The organism is Psychrobacter sp. (assembly GCF_041554015.1).
Lineage (GTDB): Bacteria > Pseudomonadota > Gammaproteobacteria > Pseudomonadales > Moraxellaceae > Psychrobacter.
The window spans coordinates 1-3,431 of record NZ_JBFFMS010000079.1; the positions used below are offsets into that span (position 1 = coordinate 1).

The 3,431-nt window shown below is 43.9% G+C and carries 2 protein-coding genes; both read left to right on the forward strand.

The features are described from left to right. The first annotated feature begins 536 nt into the window (after positions 1–536). A complete protein-coding gene (gene mrdA, locus ABYU67_RS11950; protein ID WP_372845498.1) occupies positions 537–2,531 on the forward strand; it encodes a penicillin-binding protein 2 in 1,995 nt (664 codons plus the stop codon). A 36-nt stretch (positions 2,532–2,567) separates the two neighbouring features. Continuing rightward, a complete protein-coding gene (gene rsmD, locus ABYU67_RS11955) occupies positions 2,568–3,254 on the forward strand; it encodes a 16S rRNA (guanine(966)-N(2))-methyltransferase RsmD (RefSeq protein WP_372845500.1) in 687 nt (228 codons plus the stop codon). Positions 3,255–3,431: the final 177 nt, after the last annotated feature.

Genomic DNA, 3,431 nt, shown 5'->3' on the forward strand with positions numbered 1-3,431 from the left:
AGGGTTTGGTGACGACTATTTTGTAATATTGCTCTACCATTAAATAGATATTGATGATAAATTCGTCTATGGGCATCTCACAACTCCATTGTATTCTTGGTCGAAAACAATAGATTAGTGAGGTGCTCTTCTTTTTTCAATCACTTTCGAAGTTGAGAGTGGGGTAAGCATGGTTTTATCCTTTAACCGGTTAGTAGTCAGATCAGTAACATTGTCATGCACCATAACCAGATTTATGACCACCTCACCTTTCGTTACAGTGATAAAATAAATGACTGTTTACTGCGTCTGTGCTTTTGATCTGTTATAATTTGCCGCTAAATTTTGCTTGGCATTTGCCTAGACCGTTAGGCAGTATTATTGGGGTAAGATTTTCTCCTTAATACGTTATATTATTGAAAATCCTTATCTTATTCTTTACGATCAGCTTGCTTTGTCTGCACGATATCTGACATGGTTGACTGCTACTCCATCAATACCTTCTTTGATAACTTTTTGATTCATCGTTTCACTGACTGTTTGGGTACTGACTTTATATGAACAAACCACTCAATCCTGATACCGAACAGGTCAATCGCATCTTTACCAGCCGTATTCTTATTCTTGGATTAATCATATTTGTGGGTTTGCTTGGGCTAATAGTACGTTATGGGTTTCTGCAGGTGGTTGCTCATGACAAATATACGACCCAAGCCGACAACAATCGCATCAAATTGATCTCGGCCCCGCCAAGCCGTGGTTATATTTATGATCGTAATGGCGTTATCCTCGCTGACAATCAGCCAGTTTTTACTGCCATGCTCAGCCCTGATGAAGTCGAAGATCCCGAGCGTACCTTAAAATTACTGGCGCCTATCTTTGATTTGAGCGATGAAAATATCACTGATATTTTGGCGCGGGTGGGTAAAAGTAAAACCGATCCGGTGACCATCAAGATTGACTTAACTGAAGCGCAGTTGGCACAGTTTAGTGAACGTAAACCCTTTTTTCGTGGTGTTAGTATCCAAAGTAAGCTCACACGCTCATACCCGTATGACGAGCTGTTTGCACACGTGATTGGTTACGTCGGACGTATCAACGATAAAGAATCAAAGAAAATTGATAAAGACCGTTATGCTGGTACTGATCTTATCGGTAAGATTGGTATCGAAGATTATTACGAAGATATTTTACTTGGGCAGCCCGGTTATCAGTCAGTAGAAACCAATGCACACGGCAATGTGCTGCGTCAACTTGATACCAAAGCACCGATTGCCGGTAATGACATTACTTTAAGCTTAGATTATGGCTTGCAGGTTGTGGCACAGCAGCAGCTTGATGGCAGGCGCGGAGCCATTGTGGCCATAGATCCCAAAACTGGCGATGTATTGGCGTTTGTTAGTAATCCAAGTTATGACCCAAACCCTTTTATCTCTGGCATCTCGTTTAAAGATTATGGCGATTTGCGTGACGATTTGGATCAGCCTTTATACAATCGTGCGCTGCAAGGGACGTACCCGCCCGGCTCAACCATCAAGCCATTTGAAGGCTTAGGCGGCATTCATTATGGACTACGCGATTGGAACACTACTATCTACGATCCAGGCTATTTTAGCTTGCCGGGTGACTCGCACCGTTTTCGCGATTGGAAAAAAGGCGGTCATGGTACTGTTGACCTCAAAAAATCTATCGTGATGTCAGTTGATACCTATTATTATAAATTGGCTTATGAGATGGGCATTCAGCGCTTACATGACTGGATGGTACGCTTTGGTTTTGGTGAAGAGACAGGCATTGACTTGCCAAATGAAAAAGCTGGCATTATGCCGTCACCAAAATGGAAAAAAGACACCTACGATAAAAAATGGTTACCGGGTGAGACCATCTCAGTCAGTATCGGTCAGGGCTATTTCTTAGCGACGCCGCTACAGATTGCCAATGCAACAGCCATGACAGCGAGCAAAGGGCTTCATATTACCCCGCATCTCTTGAAAAGTAGTGATGGCGCGGCGGCAGTTAAGGTCATCACTAAGCCTGATGGCAAGATTGATTATAACGGCAAGCCGTCTGACTGGCTACGTATGCACGACGCGATGGAAGAAACGGTCAAAGCCGGTACGGGACGTGGTATCTATACACCGCGCTATCGTATTGCTGGTAAGACAGGTACCGCACAGGTAAAATCCATTGCTCAAGGCAAAAGCTATAATAAATCTGTGATAGATAAGCGCCACTGGGATCATGCTTGGTTTAATGGCTTTGCGCCCGTAGAAGACCCACAAATCGCCCTTGCCGTATTGGTCGAAAACGGCGGTGGTGGTAGTGTCGTTGCTGCGCCTATCGGTCGTGCGTTATTTGATTATTGGATATTGCAGCGCGAGACCAACCCTATATTGCCGCCTACTGCTGATCAGCTAAAAGTCATTAAACGGCAAAAAGCCTTTGAAAAAGCCATGCGTGATGCCATACGTGATAAAGAAGATAAAGCATTAGAGGCAGAAAAAGAAAAGCAAGAAAAACAGGCGCAAACTGTGACAGCAACCGCTGCATAAAATACTGAGTATGAACAAGGTATCGAAAATAAAATCATGAAAAAGCCCTCAAGTGCGCGTAAGCCTCATAAAAATCAGAAAACTAAACCTATGGCGGCGGGTGAAGTGCGTATCATCGGCGGTCAGTTTAAGCGCCGTGTTGTGCGTTTTGTTGATGCAGAAGGCTTGCGTCCGACTCCAGATAGACTGCGCGAAACCTTATTTAATTGGCTGATTAGCGACATTCATGATGCGCAAGTACTCGATAGCTGTGCGGGCAGTGGCGTCTTAGGTTTTGAAGCCTTATCACGCGGCGCCGCTCATTGTACTTTTATTGAAATGAATGCCGCTCAAACGCGAATGCTACGCCAAAGTGCCGAGATGTTGCGCCTTGATGGTAAAAGTCACCAAATTGTCCAAGGTACAGCCGAACAAGTATTATCACAGGAGCAACTTGTAACGCGTCCCTTTGATATCGTCTTTATTGACCCGCCCTATGCTGAGGATTTGTGGCAGCCGATTTTGACAGCCCTAATCACCCAGTCATTAATCACAGCTGACACGCTTATTTATCTAGAAGCTGATAAAGATTTAACGCCCCAATTAAACCACTTAGTCGCATATCTCAATGAGCATCCTGCCTCTCAAACAGTGGCAATACAAGGCACGATAAGCTTTGAGTGTTTGAAACAGACGAAAGTTGGCCAAGTTGTTGCTGGACTTTATCAGCTAATATCGTCATAATTGCTGGGTTAATGAACGCTATTAATGCAATTTATCAATGTTTAAAACCGCTAAAAAACTGGCCAACGCTGCAGTTTAATGTATATAAGGCGAAAATAAACCCCAATGCAGCTTGCAAGCGTAGGCGCTACTGCTTATAATGTGCAGTCTGTTTTTTGAGAGCCCCGTTCCCAGCTA